General features: G+C 39.9%; 15 protein-coding genes and 1 pseudogene. 4 read left to right on the top strand and 12 right to left on the bottom strand.

Going from position 1 to position 21,626, the window contains the following annotated elements:
* Nucleotides 1–10: 10 nt before the first annotated feature.
* The 3 genes from NG78_RS01715 to NG78_RS01725 all read right to left on the bottom strand — a co-directional run bounded on the left by NG78_RS01715 (nucleotide 11) and on the right by NG78_RS01725 (nucleotide 3,258).
* Nucleotides 11–2,362 carry a RelA/SpoT family protein gene (locus NG78_RS01715; RefSeq protein ID WP_004134951.1) on the bottom strand — a complete coding sequence of 784 codons (2,352 nt, stop codon included), beginning with the start codon at nucleotides 2,360–2,362 and terminating at the stop codon, nucleotides 11–13.
* Between the two features lie 122 nt (nucleotides 2,363–2,484).
* Nucleotides 2,485–2,964, bottom strand: coding sequence for a dUTP diphosphatase (gene dut / locus NG78_RS01720; protein WP_004134950.1), 480 nt, complete (start codon nucleotides 2,962–2,964; stop codon nucleotides 2,485–2,487).
* Nucleotides 2,965–3,258 carry a DUF4193 domain-containing protein gene (locus NG78_RS01725; protein WP_004128217.1) on the bottom strand — a complete coding sequence of 98 codons (294 nt, stop codon included), beginning with the start codon at nucleotides 3,256–3,258 and terminating at the stop codon, nucleotides 2,965–2,967. It abuts the gene before it with no gap.
* A 158-nt stretch (nucleotides 3,259–3,416) separates the two neighbouring features.
* On the opposite strand from NG78_RS01725, the gene sepH reads away from it, so the two are divergent.
* The gene (gene sepH, locus NG78_RS01730) at nucleotides 3,417–4,685 is read left to right on the top strand and encodes a septation protein SepH (protein WP_004134949.1); all 1,269 of its coding nucleotides are present in this window, start codon (nucleotides 3,417–3,419) and stop codon (nucleotides 4,683–4,685) included.
* Between the two features lie 50 nt (nucleotides 4,686–4,735).
* On the opposite strand, the gene NG78_RS01735 is transcribed toward sepH, so the two are convergent.
* The gene (locus tag NG78_RS01735; RefSeq protein ID WP_004134947.1) at nucleotides 4,736–5,992 is read right to left on the bottom strand and encodes an alkaline phosphatase family protein; all 1,257 of its coding nucleotides are present in this window, start codon (nucleotides 5,990–5,992) and stop codon (nucleotides 4,736–4,738) included.
* A 229-nt stretch (nucleotides 5,993–6,221) separates the two neighbouring features.
* Here NG78_RS01735 and NG78_RS01740 point away from each other — a divergent pair, with 229 nt between their 5' ends.
* Together NG78_RS01740 and NG78_RS01745 are read left to right on the top strand one after the other, a co-directional pair.
* Complete coding sequence (locus tag NG78_RS01740; protein ID WP_004128207.1) at nucleotides 6,222–8,885, top strand: DNA gyrase/topoisomerase IV subunit A; 2,664 nt, start codon at nucleotides 6,222–6,224, stop codon at nucleotides 8,883–8,885.
* Between the two features lie 205 nt (nucleotides 8,886–9,090).
* Nucleotides 9,091–10,842, top strand: a complete 1,752-nt coding sequence (locus NG78_RS01745) for a PASTA domain-containing protein (RefSeq protein WP_004128204.1) — start codon at nucleotides 9,091–9,093, stop codon at nucleotides 10,840–10,842.
* Between the two features lie 31 nt (nucleotides 10,843–10,873).
* Here the strand turns inward: NG78_RS01745 and NG78_RS01750 are convergent.
* The 5 genes and pseudogenes from NG78_RS01750 to NG78_RS06255 all read right to left on the bottom strand — a co-directional run bounded on the left by NG78_RS01750 (nucleotide 10,874) and on the right by NG78_RS06255 (nucleotide 16,032).
* A pseudogene (locus tag NG78_RS01750) lies at nucleotides 10,874–13,088 on the bottom strand (cell surface protein).
* A gap of 174 nt (nucleotides 13,089–13,262) precedes the next feature.
* Entirely contained in the window at nucleotides 13,263–13,556 is a 294-nt protein-coding gene (locus NG78_RS01755) for a type II toxin-antitoxin system YafQ family toxin (protein ID WP_004134942.1), read from the bottom strand.
* A 26-nt stretch (nucleotides 13,557–13,582) separates the two neighbouring features.
* A complete protein-coding gene (locus tag NG78_RS01760) occupies nucleotides 13,583–13,840 on the bottom strand; it encodes a hypothetical protein (RefSeq protein ID WP_004134941.1) in 258 nt (85 codons plus the stop codon).
* 145 nt (nucleotides 13,841–13,985) lie between these two features.
* Entirely contained in the window at nucleotides 13,986–15,746 is a 1,761-nt protein-coding gene (locus NG78_RS0105880; RefSeq protein WP_004134940.1) for an InlB B-repeat-containing protein, read from the bottom strand.
* Nucleotides 15,721–16,032, bottom strand: coding sequence for a hypothetical protein (locus NG78_RS06255; protein ID WP_004134939.1), 312 nt, complete (start codon nucleotides 16,030–16,032; stop codon nucleotides 15,721–15,723). The genes NG78_RS0105880 and NG78_RS06255 overlap by 26 nt, the downstream gene beginning before the upstream one ends.
* Nucleotides 16,033–16,393: 361 nt before the next feature.
* Here NG78_RS06255 and NG78_RS01765 point away from each other — a divergent pair, with 361 nt between their 5' ends.
* Nucleotides 16,394–17,362 carry an Abi family protein gene (locus tag NG78_RS01765; RefSeq protein WP_004134937.1) on the top strand — a complete coding sequence of 323 codons (969 nt, stop codon included), beginning with the start codon at nucleotides 16,394–16,396 and terminating at the stop codon, nucleotides 17,360–17,362.
* 192 nt (nucleotides 17,363–17,554) lie between these two features.
* On the opposite strand, the gene NG78_RS01770 is transcribed toward NG78_RS01765, so the two are convergent.
* The 3 genes from NG78_RS01770 to NG78_RS01780 form a co-directional block, all read right to left on the bottom strand.
* Nucleotides 17,555–19,936: an InlB B-repeat-containing protein gene (locus NG78_RS01770; RefSeq protein WP_004134935.1), complete on the bottom strand. Its 2,382-nt coding sequence runs from the start codon at nucleotides 19,934–19,936 to the stop codon at nucleotides 17,555–17,557.
* Nucleotides 19,911–20,111 carry a hypothetical protein gene (locus tag NG78_RS01775; RefSeq protein ID WP_032837833.1) on the bottom strand — a complete coding sequence of 67 codons (201 nt, stop codon included), beginning with the start codon at nucleotides 20,109–20,111 and terminating at the stop codon, nucleotides 19,911–19,913. Before NG78_RS01775 ends, NG78_RS01770 begins: the two co-directional genes overlap by 26 nt.
* Before the next feature lie 164 nt (nucleotides 20,112–20,275).
* Complete coding sequence (locus NG78_RS01780) at nucleotides 20,276–21,463, bottom strand: MFS transporter (protein ID WP_004134932.1); 1,188 nt, start codon at nucleotides 21,461–21,463, stop codon at nucleotides 20,276–20,278.
* Nucleotides 21,464–21,626: the final 163 nt, after the last annotated feature.

Genomic DNA, 21,626 nt, shown 5'->3' with positions numbered 1-21,626 from the left:
TTATTTTTATTTATAAGTCTCCGCGCTCCATTTTACGCAAACGAGGCTCAGCGCTATCTTTTGCGCCAGTAATACGATAAACGTCAAAAACGCCTTCAATCTTACGAATAGCAGCTAAAAGCGTGTTCAGATGCTGAGGGTCTGCCATTTCAAACGTAAACTGGCTTGTTGCAACACGGTCGTCTCCAGTGGCAATAGTTCCGGAAAGAATATTTACTCCATGATCCGAAAGTACGCGAGTAACATCAGATAGCAAGTGTTGCCTATCCAAAGCTTCAACCTGAACCTTTACTAAGAACAAACCTTTATCGCTTGTCCATTGAACAGGAATAACTCGTTCAGGCTGAGTTTTTTGTAAATCAAGCATATTCTGGCAGTCAGTTCGATGCACAGACACGCCTTGATTTCTAGTAATAAAACCAATGATGTTATCTCCTGGAACAGGCATACAACATCTTGCAAGCTTTACCCAAACGTCTCCAACACCCTTAACAGAAACACCTAAAGCACCATTAGATTTTCTATTGCGCTCTACGTTCTTAAGAGGTAATGCTTCCTGCTCTACTTCTTCTGCAACCTCATCTGCACCAGCATCTTTTACTAAGCGCGAAATGACATTTTGCGTAGAAACTTGGCCTTCGCCAATAGCTGCATACAACGATTCAACGTTAGTAGGCAAATTGAGTTCATCAGCAACGCCAATTAAAGCCTGCTGTGTCATTAAAGTAGTTAAAGGCAAGTTACGTTTACGCATAGCGCGAGTTAGCTCGTCCTTGCCCTCTTCAATGGCCTCAGAGCGACGTTCCTTGCTAAACCACTGACGAATCTTATTTCGAGCACGTGGACTTTTAACAAAACTCAGCCAATCACGAGACGGACCGGCGGTATCTGACTTTGAAGTAAGAACTTCAACCGTGTCACCATTTGTAAGCTTAGTGTCCAAAGGAACTAATCTTCCGTTCACTCTTGCGCCCATCATTCGGTGACCGACTTCAGTGTGAACCGAATAAGCGAAATCAACAGGCGTTGCATCCTGAGGAAGAGCAACAATGCTTCCCTTTGGAGTAAACACGTAAACTTCAGAAGCTCCAAGATCTTGCTTTAATGAACCTAAGAACTCATCAGAATCAGGCGTTTCACTAGTCCAATCAGCAAGCTGCTGAATCCACTTAAGATTATCTGCCTCACTAAGCTCTTTACGCTCTTCAAGCTCACCTTCACGTTTACGGTCATCTCTGTCTGGCTTACTTAAAGCTCTACCAGCCTGACCATTTGCCTTGTACTTCCAGTGTGCAGCAATACCAAATTCAGCTCGCCTATGCATATCCCAAGTACGAATCTGAATTTCTACAGGCTTTCCACCAGGGCCAACAACAGTAGTATGTAAGCTCTGATACATATTTAGTTTAGGAGTTGCAATATAGTCCTTAAAACGTCCTGGAACAGGGCTCCAACGCGCATGAACCGCTCCTAATGCGGCATAGCAGTCTCGAATAGAGTCAACAATAATTCTAACGCCAACAAGATCGTAAATATTCTCAAAATCATGACCGCGAACAATCATTTTTTGATAAATCGAGAAATAATCTTTTGGACGACCCTTTACGGATGCTTCTATGTGTTGAACTGCTAAATCTTCGTTGATTTCTTCAAGAATTTGACGCAAATAAACTTCGCGCTGACCAGCTCTACGAGCAACAAGTACAACAATTTCGTTATAAATTTTTGCATAAAGTACTTTGAAGCTAAGTTCTTCAAGTTCAGTTTTAATAGCATTCATACCAAGACGGTTTGCAAGAGGAGCATATACGTCAAGAGTTTCTCGAGCTTTTTTGTGAGAACTTGATGGCTTAACATATCTCCAGGTTCTTGCATTATGAAGACGATCTGCAAGTTTTACAACAAGCACTCGTACATCTCGGCTCATAGCAACAACCATTTTTCGAATTGTTTCAGCTTGTGCGCTTTCGCCATACTCCATCTTGGAGATTTTTGTAACACCATCAACTAATCCGGCTACAGTGTCACCAAATTCTGCACGACATTCTTCTAACGTGTAATCAGTATCTTCAACAGTGTCGTGCAATAATCCTGCTGCAACAACAATCGGCCCCATACCAAGATCTGCAAGAATCTGCGCAACTGCAAGAGGGTGAATAATATAAGGCTCGCCTGATTTACGACGCTGACCTGTATGCTGTTTTACCGCACGGGAGTAGGCACGATGAAGAATAGTCATGTCTTCATCGGGATGATGCCACTTGCACATGTTTAATATTGGCAGCAATGGGTTACGAGAATCCTCACTGATTTCGCATCCAAGCCTATGAGCGCCTTTTACATCATCTTGAAGTTCACCCATCGCAGCACACCTCCTGTATTGTCTACTATCCTACCCGCAAAAATGCGTTATGCTCTACAAAATTGTCAAATAATACAATAAATCCGACTCAGCGCTAAAACTGGTCGGATTTACTAAAAAAATTATTGTACGCCGGTTGAACCAAAGCCTTTATTTGAACGATCAGAACCAGGCAATTGTGTTGCTGGAATAAATTGTGCTTCTACATAACGCTGTATAACCAATTGAGCAATACGATCGCCACGATTAAATTTCACGGTATTTTCTGAATCTAAATTAATAAGCGGTACTTTAATTTCGCCACGATACCCAGCGTCAACCGTTCCAGGAGCATTCAACACAGTTACGCCCTGTTTTGCGGCAAGACCAGAACGAGGATGAACCAAAGCAACGTATCCAGCTGGCAAAGCAATAGCAACCCCAGTTGGAACTAAAGCACGTTCAAATGGACGCAAAGTAATATCCTCAGTAGTGCGCAAATCTGCACCAGCATCGCCAGCATGTGCATAGCAAAGCGGCTGCATAGTGGAGGATTCGCCATCGAGATACTGAATTAATACCTCAACCTGCTCGGGGCCAGTGTAGGTCTCGTCGTATGCCATTTAAGCTGCGCACTCCTTGCAAACAGGCTGTCCATCAGCCGTAGTTTCTGCTAATTGACTACGATGCTTTACAAGGAAACATTCAGAACAAATAAATTCATCACCTTGCATAGGAATAACAGTTACAGACGCATCTTCATTGCTTAAATCAGCACCTGGTAACTCGTAGTCTTCAGCAATAGCATTCTCGTCATCGTCAATGTCGCTGCTGGAATTTTGAGAGCTTTTGCTCAAAGCTTCCAACGACTCTTCGTCCTCATCTTTACTACGAGGAGAATCATAATCCTGTGCCATTATGGTCCTTTCGTTTTAAGCTACCTACGCGCATAGCATACATTAATGCCACCCCGCATATAATACACACATTTTATCTTATATAGAATGGTAAAGAATGCAGTGTATGGACTAAAGTATATACATAGTATTGTTAAAAGCGAAGAAAGTGGTGCACAATGCTTGAAAATCCGCCAAAAGAGGCGAGTTTTGACCATGTTGATGCAGACGGCAATTTGATTTTTATTTTTGAAAACACGCCGTTAAGCATTAAAGTGGACGACACGCTGGAACACGCTATCGCTGAATCACAAAAGATTACTAAAAAGCATAGCGATAATAATTCGGCAGATAATAACGTATCTGCAGCATCGTCGAACGCTACCCTGCCTATTTCGCAGATTCAGGCTTTAATTCGCGCTGGAGTTGATCCAAGCCACGTTGCTAAGCGCTATAACGTAAGCGAAGCTCAAGTAAGGCGATTTTCTGCTGGAGTAGAAACAGAAAAACAATACGCTATTGAGCAATTCCTGCTTGTTCCTGCACCAAAACAAAGCAATATGCGCACACTTGCAGATTTAATAGAGCGCACTCTTGCCAAAGCTCATATTGGCATGGAAACAGTTCAATGGCGCGCGACACGCCGAGGCTTAGAACCATGGCTTATTAGCGCTACTTTCAAAACTGCAACACGCACTATTAAAGCTGAGTGGACTTGGAACATGCACGACAACTCAGTAACATGCGCTAATCCATCTTCTCGTTTACTTCTTGGAGAAGACGCAAATGGTAATGATGCTGCTAAGCAAGCACAATACGGCGGAATGTACCGTGACACTGTAAGCATAAACTTCCCATTTTCAACAGAAGAGTTGCCGGGAAATTCAATTCGTTCAGCAAGAATTGAACGCGCTGTTTCACAATGGGAGCTTCGAAATAGTGACAAGCTTTCTGAAATTTCGAATAGTTCTGATATTTCTGATAGTTCTGATATTTCTGATTCTAAGCAAGAGCATAAGCGCGCAAAATCTAGGAAAATCGCAGATTCTTCAAATGATTTAGCCGAAAACGCGCTATCAAATAGCAGCAGAGCTCAGCAGCCTTCGCTTATACAGTCAGATTATGATGAACAAGATGCATCGTCTAACATTCTTTCTTACGACTCGAGTGAAGCGCAAAAATCTTTGGCAGACAAAGTAAAGCAAACCGAAAAAGCTGAGAAAGAAAAAAGAGTTGAAGCAGCTGAAAACGCAGAAAAAGTAAGTTCTGATGCTGCAAAATCTTTGAATACCACTTCCACAAATAATGAAGCTGAATTTGACGCTAATCAAGAGTCTGATTCTGCTAAGAAAAACTCTTTAGATCATGCAGATCACAATAACAACAAGAGACGAAGTGGAAGAGCTGCAGTTCCAAGCTGGGATGAGATTTTATTCGGCGAAGGCTGATTCTTTTGATTTTAGAGCGAATTTTTACTACGCAAATTGCGCTAAAAAATTCACACTAAGTCAATAAGACATGGAATATCCGTTTCCATGTGAGTCATTGACCCATGAACACTTGGTAAGCTCATAGCTTTTTCTGTTTGAGTTCGAGAATCAACAATAGTAAAAGAGTTACGAGCCTGAACTAGAACGTCGCCAAGAACAGATTCTGCTCGCGGATTAACCTTGCCAAAAACGCCATCTAAAATAGCCTGCTTTTTGCTGCGAATAAGCGCATTTTCACCAATAATTTTGCGCCATCTTTCAATAATATCTTCTGGATTAGTGTTTTTATTCGCATAAAGCATAACAGAGCGAGGTTCTCCACCAACCAGTTCAACTCCGCGCATTAACTCTTCACTTTTAGCAATATCAATACGAGAGTTAGGGTCAGACTGAATCATACCGTGGTCGGCAGTAATAACAATCAAAGTACCTTTAGCGCAATTTCGTTGCAACAAGCGCAACTGCGAATCAACCTGCTCAAAAGCGGCAACCCAATGCTCAGAATCCCATCCATAATTATGCCCAACCTTATCCGTATCTCTTAAATACAAATAAGTTAATCCTGGAGTTTTAGTAGTGTTGGCGGCTTTCATGATTCTAGCTCTAGGAGTTCCAGCAGTAATATAAGTAGCTCCACGAAAAGCAGCTTGAGTAAGTGGGGAATTTTCAAACTTAGGCAAACTAATACTATCTGCACGAAAACCTTTAGAAACTAGACTTTCAAACACTGTTGGCTGCTGCTGCAATTCCAGAGGATTTGGAGCATCCTTAAATTGAATAAGTTGAGCAAGCTTTCCAGTTTGAGCATTTTTTTGAGTATAGCCAGTCATGCAAGTAAGACCTGGGCATGTGCCTGTGCCAAACGTTGCCATTGCAGCAACAGTTGTGCTTGGAATACAAGATTTAATAGGACGCTGATTTTTAGGCTCATTTAAAAGAGAACGCAAATATGGTGCATGACCTTGACGCATTAGAATATTCCAGTATCCCAATCCGTCAACTAAAACAACAATTGCAGATTTTACTTTAGGAAAACCAAGACTTTCGCGCAAAAAAGCTGGATTTTCATGCACTTTAGTACTTATAGGAGCGCCAATTGCATCGCTTAAAGCTGGTAAAACGGATGAAAGATGAAAAGCTCCGCCACTTTGCTCAGAGCAAGAATCATGCGAATAATCTTGCAAAGTTGAGCTGGAAAAATCTCCATAAGTAATATTGCTTACAAACTGCAACAATTCTTTTTTAGATGGCACATCAACACTCATACACACTATTGAACCACTTATATAGAACCACAAGCTACTACTGCTAACTGCTACTAAGCACTAATACTGAGAAAGCAAAATCATCCTAGCAAAATAAAAAATACTAAATTAGTAACAAATCTTCAGCAAATAAACCTACTTTTATTAACAATATTAAGAAAATACTTACAGTTTGTGCATAGAAATTGGTAACATTGAGAGCCGTAATGTCATTCAAGGAGTTCTAGATATGCCTTCACGCCGTCACTCAACACAACAAGCTTTCGACCCAAGAAAAGTCAAAGAGCATATTGTTGAAACACCATTGAATGAAGAAATGAGCAAATCATTCCTTGAATACGCTTATTCTGTTATTTACGCGCGTGCTCTTCCAGATGCAAGAGACGGCATGAAGCCTGTCCAGCGACGCATCATTTACCAAATGGGCAACATGAATTTAAGCCCTGATCACGCTTACATGAAGTCTGCTCGCGTTGTTGGCGAAGTAATGGGTAAGCTGCATCCTCACGGTGATTCTGCAATTTATGAGGCAATGGTTCGCCTTGCTCAGCCGTTCTCACTACGTTTACCTCTTGTTGACGGACACGGTAATTTTGGTTCTCTTGACGACGGTCCTGCAGCATCCCGCTACACGGAAGCACGTTTAGCTCCTGCAGCTCTTGGAATGAACGCGGATATTAACGAAGATACTGTTGATTTTGCGCCAAACTACGACAACAAACTAAAAGAACCTACTGTACTTCCATCTGCTATTCCAAATCTTCTTGTAAACGGAGCTTCCGGTATTGCTGTTGGCATGGCAACAAACATGGCAACGCATAATTTAGGCGAAGTAGTTTCTGCAGCAAAATATGTTATGAAACATCCTGAAGCCACATTGGATGATCTTATGAAACTCGTTCCAGGACCAGACTGGCCAGGCGGAGGAATTATTATTGGCAGAAGCGGTATTCGTGAAGCTTACGAAACTGGTCGCGGAGCGTTTACAACGCGTTCTACAACACATATTGAAAATATTACCGCTCGCAAAAAAGCGATTATTGTTACCGAGCTTCCGTTTATGGTTGGCCCTGAGCGTGTTCTTGAGCGTATTTCTCAAGGTGTTAAAGCTCGTAAACTCGACGGAATTTCGGGTGCTATTGATTTAACTGACCGACACAACGGCACTCGTCTTGTTATTGAAATAAAAACAGGTTTTGACCCTAACGCAGTTCTTGCGCAACTTTTTAAGCACACTCCTCTGCAAGAAAGCTTCACTATTAACAATGTTGCGTTAGTAGACGGCAGACCGCACACAATGGGCTTGCGAGAGCTTTTGGACGTGTGGATTGCGCATCGCAGAACCGTTGTTAGAAGACGCAGTGAGTTTAGACGCACGAAAGCACAAGAGCGTCTACACTTAGTTGACGGCCTGCTACTTGCCCTACTTGATATTGACGAGGTTATTCAGGTTATTCGCTCTTCTGAAGATGCAGATAGCGCAAAAACCAAGTTAATTAAAGTTTTTGATCTTGACGAAATTCAAGCACAATACATTCTTGATTTGCGCCTTCGCAGACTTACAAAAATGAGCCGAATTGAGCTTGAAGCAGAACGCGACGATTTACTTAAAAAAATTGACGAACTCAATCAAATCTTAAGCTCTGACGCAAAACTTGACCGAGTGGTAATAGCAGATATGGATTCTGCGGTTAAACAGTGGGATACTCCACGAAGAACAATTCTTCTAGACGAAAACGAAGACGGCAGTTTTGTTCCTGTTGAAACAAGCATTAGCAAAGATAGCGAAGACGTTGCAATTAAGGCAGTACAGTCCGCTAATAAACTTACTTCAACTCAAGCAGACTTGGCTGCTGCAGCTAGTGCTGCACGTAAATCTGGAGAGAATGATGCGGCTTACGCAGCTTTGCAATTAAGCGACGAACCTTGTGCGGTTGCGTTAAGTGCTTCCGGTTTCATTGCACGAACCGACGTAGAAACATTCGAACGCTGGAAGTCGCACAGCGAAAACGTTTTTAACACTCCTTGCTCAACAATGTTTAAAACAACAACTCGAGCAAGCTACGCTCTTATTACTTCCGCTGGACGCCTAGTATTAGCGCATGTTGCTGATTTGCCGCAGCTAAACTACGAAGAAGGAAAAACTTCTGAATTAACCAAAGGCGTAAAAGCACAAGAATTATTAACATCAACGCAAAGCACAGATCCCGTAAGAGGAGAACGTGTAGTTACAGCAATAGTATTAGAAAATTCCGAATCTCCTACCCCGCTTGCGATTGGAACTAAAAACGGCGTAGTTAAGCGCTGGAATTGCGAAGCTCCAACAACCATGGACTCGTGGAGCATAATTGATTTGAAAGATGACGATGCTGTTATTGCCGCAGCCCCAGCTAAAGACAATGACAGACTTGTGTTTATTAGCACAGATTCGTCACTTCTTACCTTCGACGCAAAACAGGTTCGTCCACAAGGGCGTACAGCAGGAGGAATGGCTGGAATTCGCCTAGCTGAAGGTGCAAAAGTTGCAAGCTTTGCAGTAGTGCCAGAGCAAGATATTGAATGGCATTATGAAGAAGGCGAAAATGGACTATTCTGCGCAACTGGAACAGTAGTATTCACAGTTGCTGGCGACAGCGATGCTCTTCCTGGAACAGAAAACGGTGCTGCAAAACTTACACCTTTCGACATGTACCCAACAAAGGGTCGCGGAACTGGCGGCGTGCGCTCGCAACGATTCCTTAAGGGGCAGAATACTCTTATTCATGCATACGTTGGATATTATCCACTGCATGCAGTAACAGATAGAGGAAGCCGCGTGGAGCTACCTAAGCCAGACATGCGAAGAGACGCCTCGGGAACCGAGCTTGTTTCCCCAATTGCGCACATTGGGTAGTAAATATCAAATAAATATTTAATACAGCATTTATTTATCAAAAGCATTTGTGTATTAATAACGTAGTAAAATTGACACTGTTGCTTACGGAAATAATCTGTATAAAAGCCACGAAATATCTTAGATATGGGTTTAAAAAATAAGTTATAAAAGCTATAAGTCGTATTGTCGGTTATATAGATTAGTACAGAGAAAAGGAACGATTATGGCATTTTGTACTAACTGCGGTGCCAGTGTTGACGCAGACGATAAGTTTTGCGACCAGTGCGGCGAATCTATTGAGCAAGTTACGCAAGTTAATCAAATTCCGCGAACTGAACAATTTGCACAAACTAATCAACCATACGAACAAGCCGCAATCACACAAAAACCTAATAATAAACATTCAAAGCTGATTGTTGCAATCATCTCATTAATTGTCATACTAGCTGCTGCTATTTTCGGCATCACATATTACTTTGTGAATCAAAACAAAACGGTTACAATTCCAGTAATCAAAGTTGCGAATGCTCAAGAAGCTGTTAAGAAACTTCAAAGCCAAGGCTTAAAAGTGCGCGTTACTCAAGAATTTGGGCGCGCAAAGCGAGGATCTTTCTTAAAGTTAAAGGGCGCCAAGCCAGGAGAAGCTGTAAAAGCATCTAGAATAGTTACAGTCGTTGAATCTTTAGGCCCTGGCATGCCAAAAAATGTTATTGGCAAAACATTGAAGGAAATAACTAAAGAAGTAAAAGAAATGGGAATCAAAGTGCAGGTTCATAAAGTTGTTGCAACTTCAAAGCCTGGCACTGTTGTAGCAACTTACCCAACTCCTGGACATGCTTTTGTTCCTGCTTACGATGGCGATAATATGCACATCGCTATTGCTACACCTATTGATAGTAAATACTATGGAAAAGTTGTGCCTGCAGACATATTAGGAAAGGATAAGAATACTGCAAAGAAGATGCTTGAAAAAGCTGGCATAACTAACTACAAATTAGAACCAAGATTCTCTTCGAAAGATTTCGTTGGTAAGATTACAGGCTCCTACCCTGATTTAGGCGACTTATATGCCATGAACACTGGCGACATTACAGTGTATTACGGTGTTGATGCAAGTGAAACAAAAGAAGTGCTAACTAAAAAAGAGCATTTGGACGGAATGGAAAATGCTGATGTTCGCATAACAAAAGGCCTTTCTCCAATTGCAGGAGTTTGGTGCAAGAAAGGCGGCGATTGCCTGTACTTCAATGAAGCACCATCGTTTAATCAAGGTGAATCCACAGTTGTGTTGGGAACTCGTATTGGCGATTTAATGCATGATGGAACGTCACCTATGCTTATGTCCGATGAAAATTATCTTAGTATGAATAACTACTCGCAAGATATATCAGCACCTATTCTGTACGATAAAAAATCACCTACGTATGACATGATGAAAAATCATTTGCTTTCTGGCGATACTGGTGCAGTAGAATTCTACAAAGGGTTAGATTTGCCATCTTGCGGAAACAATATCTTTTCCCCATCGCCAGGTGTAAGAGTTTGTGAGCATGGTAAAGATATAACCGCAGAAAACAGTCCTGAAAAATTTGATGAACAAGGAATGTATACTGGTTCTTCCAAAGATGCTAATACAGGATTAACTTACAAAATGCATGATTTCTTTGTGCTAGTTCCTGTAAATACAAAATTTGATGAACTTGAAAAGAGCGGATACTTTAAGGGCAAAGGCAAAAATAAGCCTGATTTTAGTCGACCGTTCATTATGCGAAGGGATCCAAAGCTGTACGATAAAACGCAAGTAGCTATTCCTGATGGACTTACTGGGGACGACTATCCGACGAGCCCGTTTGTGCCGACGAAAAAGAACAAGCCACTTCCTTTCGCGCCAGCTCCGGATGACAGCAACGTTTACTACAAGCTTGAAGATCCTATTAACTGGTCGCTGCTTGATATTATTAAAACGTTTAATTAGCGTTTTTGCTAAATTGCAAAACTTAACTAATTTACTCGTTACGCCTACGTTTTATTAACGTGAGCCCAGCGCCTGAAATAACGCAAGCAACAAAAGAACTTAATACATACGCGCATGCGGCACCGGTTTTAGATAATTGATGACGCTTAGCAGCGTGCTTAGGTTGTTGTTCCGGTTGCTCCGGTTGGAAAAGAGCTGGAGCTGGCTCAGGTCCAGACCAAGTCTCAGCAGGCGGCAAAATCGGAGCTGGAGCAACAGGAACCGATAAATCAGGAACTGGCTCTGCTTCTGGCTCAGGTTTTGAAATAGGCTTTGGCTTCGTGTCTGGATTTGGCTTATCACCAGCCGGCGTTGGAGGTGTAGGCGGAGTTGGCTTCTTCTTCAACACAAAAGTAACCGACTCCACAGCAGCATTGCCGGTTTGAAGACCAATATTAATATCTGCACTACCATTGGAAGACTGATCTGTTGAATCTACAACCCACTCGTATCCTTCAGGCGCTTTAACATTTGGCTTTACTGTATATTTTCCAGGTAGCAAATACACAGCACCATTAGATAAGTAGCCTGTTGAACCGTGTAATAAAGAACTATCCTTATTCTTCATCATTTTTACTAAATCATCTTTAGTACTTGTAGCAACATCACTACTTGCAGCAGCAAATTCATTGCCAATTTGCGCATTTCCAGAACCTAAAAGCTCATACTTTGCACCTGCTTCAAAACTTCCATCAGACTTCTTATATTTCACAACCAACTGAGTAGGAATTGCCCTAAAAGTCACATAATAATGCTTTCTAGTAAGACGCTTAACAGGCTTGCCGTTCTTCATTTCATAAGCAAAGGAAAGATAGTGATTGCCAGCATCCTCCTTAGTAGCATCGTCATTAGCAAACTTATGATTCTTGTTATTCGGCTTATCGATGTCATTGTCCCAATAAACGTATCCTGGAATATTCTTACCAGTAAGATCAACAAGCGTAGGACGGTATACATCAGAAGCTTTTGAATCTCCTTCATATGAAAGAATAGGAGTTTTCAAATCGCCACCAGTGCTGCGATAATATAAAGATTTATCTGTTTTAGTAACCTTACTGTCTATATCTTGTAAGCCTTCAATCTCATAGAATGGCTTTGCAGACATAAGATTACCTTTGGTTTTTTCATCTTCTTTAAGCGAAGTATGCTGATCAGAATTCCCTCTCTGCTTCAACTTACCGTATTTATCTACCCCATTTGGATTCTTAGACCTATATTGCAAATCATCCACAAAATGGAACTGCGCGTCTGTAGATACTACATATTCAGCTATTAAACTAGTGCGCTCATATCCGCCAGTGGTCATAGCCACTCCACCATTCATAAGCACACGTTCGTTAAGCTCATTATTGCTCGGACAAGTTAGTTCAAAGTAAAAATAATTATTTGGAGCATTTTGCTTATCAACATTAATAAGAATTCTATTCTTAGAATCGTTTTTAAGCTCATGCCCATTTAGCTTAAAAGTTCCTTGATGAAAAACATATTTCACAGTTGAATCTGATCCAGCATAAATACTACCGTCAGACGCAATAATTCCATTTCGCGACTGATAGGCATCAAAAGTATAAAGTTGTATAGGATAAGCTAAATCTGCAAATTTAAAAACTGCGTATATTTTGAACGTTCCTTTACCTTTAGGTAAAACTTTAGTGTTACTTATATCAACAGGTTTAGCTTTTTCGTCACTCTCTGTAGAGTCAGGAATAAAGTATTCCTTGCTTATACTAACACCTTTTTTAAACTCATCTTCAATTTCTTTATTAGAAATAAATTCAGGAAAAGGATTAGTTATTTTATTAGGATTTTTTAAATAATCGTATGTAATACTGTCATCATCTTCGCCAGTCTTTTTGTAGTTAGCAGCAGTATCAAATACAGGCGTTTCCTCTTGAACGCTTCTATCTTCACCAATAGATTTTGCTGATTTTGCGGAAGTGCTACCTAAAGCAGACCCCCCCCCCATTGGGCATATTAGAACTTGCGATAGATGCAGTTGCAATAGAAGAAGCTGTAGTAGAGGAAGTTTCTGTATTAGAAGTTGTGATAGAAGAATTATTTTTAGAAGAATCTACAGTTGCATTAGCGCTAGAAGAAGCAGCTGGAGTTTCAGCCGCATTCGCAGTCTGCGAAATACAAAAAGCACAAGCCGCAGTAGCAATACTAATCATAGTCGTGCTCAAAATAGCGCAAGTTCTCTTATTCATCTTCATCTCACCTAAATTTCTATTCCAAAACAATTGCCAAAATCAAGTACAAAAGTACAAAAATGGAATCAACACCCAAAAATAAACCACATATGGGTGTTCAGGCCGCTAACAATTATAGAACAAACCCAAAAACGAGCAACAAAATGTGAGCAAACTCACAAATTGCAATTACTATTTGCCAAACAAATCAGAATGAGTGCCAGTGCGAGTCAAATATAATATAAGTTCATCATCTGCTATCTCGTAAACAAGCAACCAATCAGGAGTTATATGACATTCTCGGCAACCATCATAATTACCAGTTAGTTTATGATCCTTATATTTTCCAGGAAGGCTCACACCTGACGCAAGAATATCAACAACTTCTTCAAGCAAACTAATGTTATATCCACGTTTAATAGCCAGCTTTAAATCTTTTTTAAACATGCGCGACTGCGCAATACGATATTTCTTATAAACGCTCATAGACATTCTCGTGATTATCGCTGCGGTCAATCATTGTCAATATCTTGCAAAAGTTCAGCAAATGAACCGTAAGTTTTTTTATTAGGATTAGCCTTAAGCTGTTTTACTTCCTCAATAGCTTCAATAGTATCCGCATTAGGAATATCATATTTAATAACCGATTGCATATATTTAACTAAATTGTTTTTTACATTATCTCCGCGTAATTTAACTACATGCTTATACTGGTTGTAAATATTGCGATCCATAACAAACGAGCATGTAACAGTATCTTGATTAGACATTTAATATTCCTCCACAATTGATAATGCAAAAAATGAGTCTATCAATTTACAAACTATATAATTACTAAGTAGTATTACTAAGTAATTTTACTTAGTAATACTACTCAATCACTTAACTTGCAGCAACATAAATAATTAAATGTTTTTAATTTTTGCGAAGATACTTTAAGGCTGCTACCAATTCTACAAGCCCGGCGAAAAGCGAGGCAATTGCGGAAGCAAGAACTGGGGTCGTGGTTGAACCAGTTTTAGGAAGATGCTTAACAACGCGCTCGGCTTGTTGTTGCTCTGGTTGCTCTGGTTGCTCTGGTTGCGAAGTAGCTGGAACGGACTCAGGTTCTGACTCTACTTCTGGTTCAAGCTCAGGAGGCGTAGGAGGCGTTGGCTTCTTAGTAACAGTTACTGTTGCAGACGCTGTTGCAGTAGCACCGCCATTGTCCGTTACGCTAAACGTAATAACATAAGAACCAACTTTACTATTATCAAAACCGCCATTATTTGTAATCTGAACCTTATTTTTTAAGTCTCCATCTTCTTTATCGGTTGCAGATACAATAAGTGACCTTAGATCAAGAGGGTCTCCCTCGGTAATCGTCTTATCCTGCACAATAAGAGTTGGCACTGCATTGAGCACAGCTGGCGTAGGAGTATAAATAGCATAAACTGTCATATCGCCTGTTACTTGTGTGGCAGCACTAAATTCCTTGGTTTTATCTTTACCAGTTTTGTCCGCACTCCAACCTCTAAATGTATAACCCGCCTTAGAAGGATTATCAGGCATAACCTGACCTGCAACGCTTTTATCCTTTATGGATTTATTCTCTTTTACCTGCACCTTGGCATAGTTTTGATCGGTTCCATTCACAAATGTTACGGTATAAATCTTAGACTTGGGAATAATGTTGTAAGTAAAGTGCGAAACTCCAAGTACTCTAAAATTATTATTAAGCATGTCGTAAAACAGGCACTGACCTTCCAATTTGCCGGTCTTCACTGCTACATATTTTCCATCATTATTCTTCTTAAAGTAAGATGAATTTTCTATTTGTACAGGATTGCCGTTCTCTTTAAATCCTTCCACTACACCAATACTATAATTACCGTTTTCCTGCGTAATTGTAATAGGGCGCTTGTATTCCTCTCCTACTTCAATAGTGAAAGGTCCTGGATTCTGGTTATCGAATACAGAATCGCTTTTTTGTGGATTATTAGATGGGTATAATTTATACTTTCCTAAGTTATCTTTTACTACAATTTCAGAAATTTTATTACCCTGAAATGCCTTTTCGCCAACTCCCGCAAGATAATACGGGTCAGCATCTGTATCGTGCTCTTTGCCCTTGCCATCAAGCACGCCTTCAAACACCACTTTTTCAATTTCATTAGCAACAAATGCTGCGCTATGTATTGAAATGACATTTTTCGGAATAGTAACAGTTCCCTTAATTTTGTTCCAGCCAAACGCACCGTATTCTATGATCTTAAGAGATTGAGGAAGAGTGACACCCTCAATATAGGTTTCGCCGTCAATATGTTCATGCTGCTTATTCCCAACTTGTTTTGCGTGTCCAGTAAAAGCACATTCATGAATAACTTCAATGCCTTCAGGAATAACAATGTGATGATTCTTCTTAAGCTTTTCCTTGCCCTTTTCGCTAAGTCCATCTACATATTCATTTACCGTTTGACCGGTATCCGGATAATGAACATCTTTCCTGCCTCCAATAGTTTTACCATCGGCAGAAATGTTAAAGTCTTCGCGCGTCCAGGCTAAGGATGGATCATTTGTAGTAGTTGAATCAGTTGAAGCTTCCCTAGATTCTTCAGAGGCAGGCATGCTTCTATCTTCACCAATAAATTTTGCTGGCTTTGCGGAAGCGCTATCTAAAGCAGACCCCCCCCCCATTAGTTGTATTAGAAGTTGTGGTATTAGAACTTGCGATAGAAGCAGTTGCAATAGAAGAAGCTGTAGTAGAGGAAGTTTCTGTATTAGAAGTTGTGATAGAAGAATTATTTTTAGAATAATCTACAGTTACATTAGCGCTAGAAGAAGCAGTTGAAGTTGAAGTAACATCAGTAGAAGAAGCTGAAGTTTCGGCAGCATTCGCACTTTGCGCCATGCAGAAAGCACAAGCCGTAGTAGCAATACCCATCATAGTGCTAGTCAAAATTATGTTAGTTCTCTTACCCATTTTTCCTCTTACAAAACCAAATCTTCTATAATCTTTAGAAAAAATAACGGAATCAACACTAAAACAAATACAATTCAGGTACTTAGTAGCATTGAACCATCAGATATTCTACAACTTACAATTCCAATCGCAACAAAAAAGTGAGCAAACTCACAATAATCTAATCAATCATCAATAACAAATCTTTAGCAAAGAATCACAAGAAAATATTCTTACGCTCGGCTTCCGGCTGTTCGAAGCAAACGCACGTGCATAAAAGTCATTAAAACGCATAGTAAGAAATCCACTTAAAAAAAAATGGCCAACCATAATACCAACCTCTTGATGTATGATTTCTAGTATTGTTAGAAGGAGGGGATTTATGCTAACTATTTATAAGTTGATGGAATATTTAAGGAATACACATCACATTAATATTGACCCAGAAACACAATTACAATCTTTGCGTAATATTGGCTATTATCATGGTTTCAAGGGATACAGGTTTGTACGCGAAGATGCTAATCGAATCAAGTTCTCTTCCTTCGATGAGGTTGTTGCATTAAATGATTTTGATATGAGTTTGAAAACTATTTTATATCCTGCTGTTATGTTTATTGAAAATGCGTTGAAAAGCTACGTGATAGAAGCGTTATTGAATGATTGTAAGTCTGAAAATTTCGATGATATTTACAATAAGTCGTTAACAGCTTACAAATCTTATAAATCTGGTTCTAGCGCATATAAAAATGCTTACATTAGAAGAATGAATCTTAAGGGCAGAATAAATTCAGCACTAATAAGAGATTATACTAAAAGGAGTGTTGTTGCACATTTTTTTGATAATGATAAATCTATACCGGTGTGGGCAATATTCGAGACTTTAACTTTAGGCGAATTTGGAATGTTGTATGAGTGTGCAAACATTAAGGTCAAAAAATATGTTTCCAAAATTATGAGTTTGCCGACCAATTTAGATTCAGATGGCATGATTACAAAATCTCTTATTTATGCTATTAAGGATTTGAGGAATGCTATAGCCCATAACAATGTTATTTTTGATACTCGATTTAAAACTGGAAAAGTAGATAATAGGTTATCAATACTTCTTGAAACTGAAATGAGCATTAATAATATTGATTTTAAATACATGGATGCTTATTTTACTATCATTACTTATTTTCTTAGTAGAATGGGCGCACCTGAAAAAATGCGTAAGGATTTTGTTGAACAGTATGATAGTGAAACAGAGTGTTTGAGGCATAGACTACCTGTAAACATATGTAGTAAAATACTTGGAACTCAACATAAGTCTAATATGAAATTGCTTAAGTGTTTTATGAAAAACTAGTAAAATTCGTTGCATAATTTTGCTAGTATGATAGCATTGTAGTTGAATTGCGGTGGACGTCTTCGGACTAAACCTGGAAGAATCTGATGAGTCGGGTTCTTCTTTTTCTTTTATGGGGTTATAAGTTGTAAGACTTATAACCCCAAATATTTCATCTTATGTTTTTCACTGATTACTGCCAAACACTTACAACTAGTCTCTGAGTTTGCGCGTTGCAGCAAATGATTCAGCAAGTACAACGAAGCCAGCAAAAAGCGAGGCAATTGCGGAAGCAAGAACTGAAGTTGCGGTTGAACCAGTTTGTGGAAGACTTTTAACAACGCGCTTAGCTTCCGGTTGCTCCGGTTGCGAAAGAGCTGGAGCGGACTCAGGTTCGAACTCAGGCTCAGCAGGCGTCAGAATCGGAGCTGGAGCAACAGGAACCGGCAATTCAGGAACTGGCTCTGCTTCTGGCTCAGGTTTTGGAATAGGCTTTGGTTTCGGGACTGGATTCGGCTTATCACCAGCCGGCGTTGGAGGTGTTGAAGGTTTAGACGTATATGAACTATACACAGAAATACTGCTACTAACAGTAGTATTTCCAGTGAACTTAGTACCTTTACCATCTTTCCCAGTAAACCAACCGTTAAAAGTAAAACCAGGCTTCGTAGGATCAGGCGGCATCGACTGGTCAGTTAAAGAATCGCCACTAATAGAAAGACCTTGCTGAACTTTCACAGTTGCATACGGATTATTTTCATCATCATTTATAAATTTGACTACAGCAATCTTTCTTCTCAACACAAAAGTAACAACCTTTTGAGTAGAATCCGTATCGCTTTTATTTACTTCAATATTAACGTTCGCACTAGTGGAAGAATTAGCAATATCTTTTGAATCAGCAACCCACTCATAGTTCTCTGGAGCATCAGCAGTTGGATTCACAGTATAGTTTCCTGGAGCAAGATACACATCGTTGCCAGAAATATAGCCAGCCGCCTCAGGAAGCAAAGCCGTGTTTTTGTCTGTGATCATCTTTTGAAGTTCATCTTTTGTAGGAGCTGTTGGAGTATTAGAAGATGAAGTAAGAGTATTACTTACAAGAGTATTTCCAGAATAAATAGCATACTTCTTACCACTCTCAATATTGTTTTGCGAATCTTTGTACTGCACCACAAGCTGCGTAGGAATCGGCCTAAAAGTCACATAATAGTGCTTTGTGGTTACTTGATTATCATCCTTATCTCGCACAATACCGTAATCGTAGTTGCCAAATTTCTTGGTATTGTCCTTGGTGAATGTGCCACCTTCAGGAGTGTCAATATCATTACTGTAATAAAGATAACCAGGGATGTCTGTCTTTTTAAGCTCTTCCATCGTTGGGCGTTCAACAATATCTTTCTTTGGGTCGCCTTCGTAGCTTAGAAGAGGAATAAAATAATTTGCAATAGCGTTATTGCAAAACTTTACATTATACACATTTTTATAATTTTGCAAATCAGTTATATTTAGCTTGGTAAACGATTTAGTAGAGAACTTGTCAGTTTCACCATCACTACGCTGAGAAAGTTCACCAGTACCTTCAATACGTGCAACATTGCGATATTGTAAATCATCTACAAAATGAAACTGCGCGCCACACTCTGGTATAAATACAAATAATCCCGGGGCAACACTTGAACCCTCATAATTAAGAGATTGATTTCCATAAATAATTTCATCATCTTTGCGACCGTACATTGTCATATGCACAAAGGTTTGATTTCTATGCATGTAATATTCAAAAGGCGTTTTTGTTGTAAGGTCTTTACCAATAAATTTCCCATTTATCTCAAGCGTGTATGGTATCACCGTATCAGGAGCTTTACTATAATCAAAGCTTAGAGATCCATCATTATTCCTAAACTCACGAGAAGATTTATATGGACGTATCTCACCCTCACCACCGTACGCTTTTTCGGCACGAGGGATAAAAATGTAATTATCAATGCGACCAAGCATATCATGATATTTATTCTGGATTGTATACGTAAATTCTTGAGTGTCCCCTACAGGTTTTCCATTCACAACTTTAAACTCTTTACCAGCAGGAGTATAAAAACTTTTAACAATAAGCGGGAAAGGATATGCGGACGTTGTTTTATCCTGCAACTCTTTTACTTCATCAGGCGTAATAACATTCGGGAACGGATTGGTTACATTCTCATCAGTAGTAAAATCGTATTTGCCATATTCGTTAAGCTTAACTTCGTTTTTCTTCTCGCCACTATTTGTAGAATCTTCGGCCGCTTTATTTTCTTTTGATACTTCTTTTGTAGACTGAGCCGACTTGTATACAGCTACTTTGCTTTTCTTTACATCAGACGAATCGTTTGCAGAACTATCATCTTTTACATTATTATTTGCAGCAGCATTGTTAGGAATGTTCGCATTACTAGAATTTACATCATTCTTCGAAGAATCAACACCATTGGAACTAGCATCATCCTTGGAAAGCGTAACGTTCTTCGAATTGTCATCACCCTTAGAAAGCGTAACATCTCTGGAACTAGCATCGCCCTTTGCTTTATCAGAATTTTTGGCGAAAGGATACATCCCCCCCCCCGTCAGAAAATCCCGTATTTGCAACATTAGAGTTAGCATTCACAGCAGCAGCCGCACTTGTAAGGTTTTCAGCAGCATTCGCAGTCTGCGAAACGCAAAAAGCGCAAGCCGCAGTAGCAATACTCATCATCGTCGTCGACAAAACAAGTACAGTCCTCTTGTTCATTTCTTCCTCGCAAAATAAACAAATTTAAAAAAACTTATAAAATAAAAATCGCACAGCTACAATCTCATCCTAAGAATGCAACCACACTAATAAATATACCATAATTCGGTATAATGTATATACAAAATTATGAAAGCTTACACTTAATCGCACACACAAACACTTCACGCTCGGCTTCCGGCTGTTCGAAGCAAACGCACGTGCATAAAAGTCATTACGGCAAGAAGAATAATCAAATAAGCCGGAAGCAGCACCATAGAAACATTCTGCGCAATTATTCCAAAAATCGCAGGCATTACCATAGATCCAATATATGCACTTGCCATTTGCATGCCAACAATCGCTTGCGATTTATCTGCACCGAAATATTGCGGAGTTGAGTGAATAATACACGGATACACCGGAGCACAACCAAGCCCAATAATTACAAATCCTGCAATAAGCTCAATATGATTTGGCAAAGGCAGCAACAATACCAGAATTCCCACAAGCATCACGCACTGCCCAATACGAATCATAGTTGCATCGTTAAAACACATAGTAAGAAATCCGCTTACAAAACGGCCAACCGTAATGCCAACATAAAACAGGCTTGCCCAGCCTGCTGCAACAATGCGGCTAACTCCTCCGTGCAAAACCATGTAACTACTAGCCCAAAATCCTGCAGTTTGTTCCAAAGCGCAATAGCAAAAGAACATAATAAGAATATTTTTCGCTCCTGGAATGCGCAAAACTTCCGCGTAAGATAGCACCCCAGAAGATTGTTTCTTCACCTCAGTAAGATTATGCGTCTCTGCCTTTTTATTATTATTTTTCCACAGCGGCAAACTTATAAACAGCACAAGAGTGAGAGCAATTTGTATAACAGCAATATACTGGTAGCCTGCAGGCCAACGCTGACCGTGAGAAAGTGCGAAACCCATAACGTAAGGACCTAGAGAAGCCCCAATTCCCCACATGCAGTGAAGCCAGCTCATGTGCCAGCTTTCATAGTGAATTGCAACGTAATTATTAAGAGCCGCATCCACTCCTCCAGCACCTAAACCGTATGGTATAGCTAGAAAAATAAGCACAAGATAATTCGGAGCAAAAGAAAAACCTAGTAACGCTAAAGCTGTTAAAGCAACTGAAATAAGCGTAACCTTCCCAGGGCCAAACTTATGCGTAAGCCTATTAGATAGCAGCGCAGAAACAATTGTTCCTGCAGAAATAACCATTGATATTCCACCAGCCCAAGAAATTTGCGCACCAACATCATGACTCATAGTAGGCCACGCAGCTCCAAGAAGAGCATCCGGCAAACCCAAGCTTATAAAAGCAAGATAAATAACAGCAAGAAGAAGGTTAACCATAAAAATTCCCAAACATTAGTTAATACATGTTTACAAAACAACTCACCAAACAAGTGTAACCCAATAAGCATTAACAGCATATCGCGTGACACAAAATAAGGCTTCTGCTTAGTGTATTAAACATTAAACAGAAGCCTTAATTACTAAAACGTAGACAATTAAA

The organism is Gardnerella greenwoodii 00703Dmash (assembly GCF_000263635.1).
GTDB lineage: Bacteria > Actinomycetota > Actinomycetes > Actinomycetales > Bifidobacteriaceae > Bifidobacterium > Bifidobacterium greenwoodii.
This window is presented reverse-complemented; position numbering and strand designations above follow the sequence as displayed.